This is a genomic window from Streptomyces sp. YIM 98790 (genome assembly GCF_011421595.1).
GTDB lineage: Bacteria > Actinomycetota > Actinomycetes > Streptomycetales > Streptomycetaceae > Streptomyces.
On sequence record NZ_WTLH01000293.1, the window covers coordinates 1 to 4,823 of the forward strand.

Annotated in this window: 3 protein-coding genes and 2 pseudogenes; all 5 read right to left on the reverse strand. The window is 75.6% G+C overall.

Going from position 1 to position 4,823, the window contains the following annotated elements; genetic code table 11:
- Positions 1-8: 8 nt before the first annotated feature.
- Positions 9-1,308: pseudogene (locus tag GQS09_RS26900) on the reverse strand (FUSC family protein).
- Between the two features lie 133 nt (positions 1,309-1,441).
- Positions 1,442-1,906: a DoxX family protein gene (locus GQS09_RS30070; RefSeq protein ID WP_399552616.1), complete on the reverse strand. Its 465-nt coding sequence runs from the start codon at positions 1,904-1,906 to the stop codon at positions 1,442-1,444.
- A 50-nt stretch (positions 1,907-1,956) separates the two neighbouring features.
- Positions 1,957-2,934, reverse strand: coding sequence for a hypothetical protein (locus tag GQS09_RS30075; RefSeq protein WP_243761833.1), 978 nt, complete (start codon positions 2,932-2,934; stop codon positions 1,957-1,959).
- Between the two features lie 772 nt (positions 2,935-3,706).
- Entirely contained in the window at positions 3,707-4,225 is a 519-nt protein-coding gene (locus tag GQS09_RS26910) for a DUF5709 domain-containing protein (protein ID WP_165990141.1), read from the reverse strand.
- Positions 4,226-4,351: 126 nt separating this feature from the next.
- Positions 4,352-4,823 (reverse strand): annotated as a pseudogene (locus GQS09_RS26915) (amino acid deaminase/aldolase); the annotation flags it as partial.

Genomic DNA, 4,823 nt, shown 5'->3' on the forward strand with positions numbered 1-4,823 from the left:
GGGCCGGCTCAGCGCCGCCGCACCGGGCGGCGCATCCGGCCGCGCATCCGGCGGCGCATCCGGCGCCGCACACTCCGCAGCCGTCTGCGGGTCCGGTCGCGGGCCTGCCGCAGCCTGGGAAACCGGCCGCGCGGCCGCTCCTGGCCGTACTGGTCGAGCTCCTCGGCCAGCCGCATGGTGCGCTTCTCCACGTCGAGCTCGTCCAGCATCCGGTCGATCTCGGCCAGCAGCGCGCCGTGCAGCTGCCACTGCCGGGGATGCTCCTGCACCCGGGCCAGCAGCAGCCACGCGATCCGCTCCCGGCTCTCCCGGCTGGCCGCCAGCTCCCGGGCCAGCCGGTCCTCGGCCGCCTCCGAGCTGCTGCTCACCTGACTGGTGATCAGCATGGCGAAGCTGTCCACCGCCGAGGCCAGATGGCCCAGCAGCTCCCGGAGCGCCTGCGTGACGTCCGGGTCGAACAGCTCCTCCTCGGTGCGCTCCCGGGCCAGGTCCGTCAGGGTGCGGGCCATCGAACGGAGGATCACCGTGCAGATCTCCAGGGTGTCCAGGCCGGTGCGCAGCACCACCCGGTACATCAGGCCCTCCTTGACCCGCGGGTTGAAGCGGAGACTCTCCTCGGCCTGGGACAGCGAGCTGTCCACCTCGGCCACGTCGTTGTCCAGCCGCCGGGCCTGGTGCAGCTTGTCCGCGGCGCGGTGCACGGGCACATGGCCGCCGAGCTCCCCGCCGATGTGCAGCAGCAGAAGGCGCATCCGGGCCGCCATGTCCTCGATCGCCTCGCCGGCCGGCTGCACCCACACCGGGGGCACGAACACGGCGTTCATCACCAGCCCGACCGCGGCCCCGATCAGGGTCTCCACCACCCGGTCGACGGCGGTCTCGGTGACCCGGGTGACGCCGAGCACCAGCATGGCGCTGATCGCCACCTCGGGCACGAACTCGCCGGCCCGTACCAGATGGCCGATCACCAGGGAGGCCAGGATCAGCAGACCCAGGCTCCACCAGGTCAGCGGCACCACCACGCTGAACGCGGCGGCCACACAGACCCCGGCGACCACCGAGTTGACCCGGCGGATGCCGCTGGTCAGCGTGGCGTAGACGGTGACCTGCACCACCAGGATGGCGGTGAGCGGGGCGAGCAGCGGGGCGTGCACGTCCANGGGCGAGCAGCGGGGCGTGCACGTCCACCACCTGGGCGGCGGCCAGGTAGGCGAGGGTGGCGGCTGTGGTGGAGCGCAGGGTCTGCACGACCACCGGTTCCTTGCGCCGGGAGGCCAGCTCGATCACGCGCTCGGGAACTTCGGGCACGCTCCACCACTAGCCGGGTGCGCCCGGCGGGGCGGTGTCCGGCGCGGTGCTGTGACCCGACTGGCGCAATCCGCCCGCGGCCGGCCGGTGAGGAGCGGCCGGCCGCGGACGGGGTACGGGAACGGCGGCCGCCTCAGCCCCCGGCCCCGGGAGCGGCACCGGCGGCCGGGCCGGGCGCCGGCCCGGCGGTGACCGCACGTGCGGTGCGTGCCTGGCGGAGCGCCGAGTCCAGCGCCCAGGCACCGGGGCCGAGCACCGCGATGAGCACGAAGGCCCAGCAGTACATCGCGGACAGCTCGCCGCCGTTGCGCAGCGGGAGCAGCCCGTCGGGCTGGTGCACCACGAAATAGGCGTAGGCCATGGAGCCGGACGCCAGCACGGCCGTGGTGCGGGTGAACAGGCCGAGCAGCACGCAGCCGCCGCAGACGAGCTGGATCAGCGCGGCCCACCAGCCGGGCCAGACGGCGAACTCCACCGCCCGGCCGGTGCCCCGGTTGCCGCCGAGCACGCCGAACAGCGAGGCGAGGCCGTGGCAGAGGAACAGCAGCCCGGTCACCGCCCGGAACAGGCCCAGAGCCGGCGCGCGCACCGTGTCCAGCAGCGCGGCGGGGCGGTCCGCGGCCCGGCGCGCGGCGGTGCCGGTGGCCGTCACCGTTCGTCCACCCAGCCGGTCATGATGCCCATCACGCCCTCGTGGGAGTGACCGTTGATCTCGTACCGGGCGGTGATGCGCAGCGTGTCGCCGCGGTTGATGGTGCCGAGGCTTCCGCTGCACGGCGGCATGTCGGAGATCTCGGTGTGGCCCATCGGGTCGATGAACTCCGGGCTGCCGCCCTCTTCGGCGGTCACATGGCACAGCAGCCGGCCGGAGCCGAGGTTCTCGGTGCGCACCCAGCGGCCGGCGTGGTGCACGTGTCCGCGCATGTGGACGAGTTCGCCGGAGATGGTGGAACGCCAGTCGTGCGACTTCTCGCTGACGCCCTCGGGGGCGTCCCAGGCCGAGTTCAGGCAGCCGCCGGCGTCCATCCAGATCGGGGTGAGCTCCTCCAGCCCGGAGAGCACCGACCGGTGGGTGAAGGTGAAGGTGAGGTAGACCGTCTTCTCCTCGGTGGCGTGGTTCATCAGGTCGTAGACCATGGACCAGCGGTCGGTGAAGCCGACCCGGTAGCCGTAGCCGGCCGGGAAGGAGCTCGCCACCCGCTCGTTGCCGGTGGAGAAGATGCGCTGCGGCCCGCGGCACACCACGTCGTCGTCGCCGCTGTTGAAGATCACCGCATGGTGCAGCATGGGGCCGGTGTTGACATTGGCGTGGGAGCCGTCGGCATAGACCAGGTTGGGCTCGAAGCCGGTGATGTAGCAGCTTGAGCAGGGCTTTTCGATGTTGAACGCGAACTGGTTGTGCGTGCCGCCGGCGTCGCCGCCGGAGTGGTGGTCCTCGGCGGCGGGGATGGTGTAGGGGCCGTAGCGCACCGTGGTGGTGCGCTCGGCGGTGGTCTGGGCAGCGGCCGGCCGTGCGGCGGTGCCGTCCTCCTCGGCGGTGGCGACGTGCGCCAGCCCGACGGTCAGTGTCGCGCCCAGTGCCAGGGCCAGCGCCGTGGTGACGACGGCCCGGAGCGTTCGGAACACGGTTTCCTCCCGGAAACATCTCATCGGTGGTGGGGGTACGCCCGGCCCGGTGCCCCGGGGTCTCCGGGAGTCCGTGGGGCCGCACCGCGGCCGGGCGCCTGCTCAGGAGATGTTCCGGCAGCGTGGCGGTGCCGTAGGGGGGTGTCAATGCGCACCCGGTGACAAGAAAACGCCGCCCGGCGGCGGCGTTCCCGGCCCGGCCTGGGGGTTTGCCACCGGGAACGGCGGGCCGCCGGCCGCACAAGGCGGGTGATTCCGCCGATCCGGGGACGGGTGATGCGCGTATGGCGCGGAGCGGCGCGGCGGCCCGGTGGGGACCGCCGCGCCGCTCCGTCCGGCGGGCCGCGGGCTCCGTCGCACCCCGCTCGTGACGGGAGGCAGGTGAGGGGGTTCCACGGCCGGTGGCGACTGCCGGGAGTCCGGGCCGTGCGGCCGGGCGCACTGGCCGCGGCGGTCACCGCCTTCGTCCTCTCCCGCCGCACCCGCTGGGGGCACCTGCACGCCGCCGCGGCACTGCTGGTGCTGCTTCTGCCGGCGGTGGCGGACGGCCAGGCGCCCGCTCGGACGGACCCGCCCGGCGGCCGGCGGCCGAGCGCCCCTGCGGCGAGGCGCCCTCCGCCACCCCGCGGGACGGCTCGCCCGGCGTGCGCGACCCCACCCACCGGACCTCCCCCGCCTGGTCCGACCGGCTCCCCGCCGGCCCGTGACCCCGGGACCCGGGGACCCGGGGCACCGCCGCTGACCACCGGCCGCCGCACCCGGGCGGGCAGGGTCAGGCTGCCCCGCGCCGGGGGGTGCCCCGTCCGGGGGCGCCCTCCTCACCCTCCTCGCGGGCCTCCGGACCCTCCACCAGATGAACCGCGGCCTCCTCCGCCGAGGCGGCGCCGCCGTCGATGCCGACATCCGCCCCGGCCAGTTCGGGGTCGGTGTCCGGGGCGCTTCCCCCGCCGTAGCCGACCAGCCGGCCCGCGCGGGCGTCGCCCACCTCCGCATCGCGCGGTTCGCCCTCGCCGCCCGGCAGATCGCCGATCTCGTCACCCGGCTCCGGCTCCGGCTCCGGAAGCTCCCGGGACAGCCGCCGCTCCAGCCCTTCCCCCTCGCGCTGCTCCCGCGCGGTGGTGCCCCAGTCCTCCGCCGCGAGCGGCCGCTCGGGCGGCGAATAGCCTTCCTCGATGGGCTCGGAGCCGCGCTGGACCAGCGTGTCCTTGGTCTCCAGCGGCCCGACGTCGTCGGGCACGTCCTCCATCTGCGGCTGGTAGACCTCGTCGCCCTCGGTCTCCTCGTCACTCACAGTCGCGCTCCTCTCGCCTGCGGTCACCCGCCGGGAGGGTCCCGGACACGCCCCGTGTCACCGCGATCCCGTCCGCCAAACCCGGCTCCGGGCCGCCCCGCCCGGGGCGGCGGGCGCGGGGCGGGCTCAGAGGAAGGTGCGGCCCTCGCCGCGGTAGGTGGCGGCCGTCCCGGTGACCCGGTCGCCGTCCACCAGGTGCAACGTGGCGGCCCGCTCGCCCAGCTCCCCCGCCCCGGCGTGCCGGAACCACACCCGGTCGCCCACGCCCAGGCCCGCCGCACCCGGCCCGGCCAGCGGCGTCTCCACCTCGCCGGCCCCCTCCTGCCGGGTCAGCCGCAGCCCCGGCGGCCAGACCGGGACCGGCAGCCGGTGCCGGCCGGACGGGCCGGAGGCCGCCCAGCCGCCGCCCAGCACGGTCGCCGTCCCGGGGCCCGGCACCCGCACCACGGACTGCACGGAGAACGCCGCCGGCCGCGGCCGGAAGCCCGGCCACCCGTCCGAGCCCGCGGGCCCCAGCAGGCCGGAGCCCGCGGCCAGTTCGGTGACCGCCTCCTCGGCCGCCGCGTCCGCCAGCGAGCCGGTGCCGCCGCCGCTGACG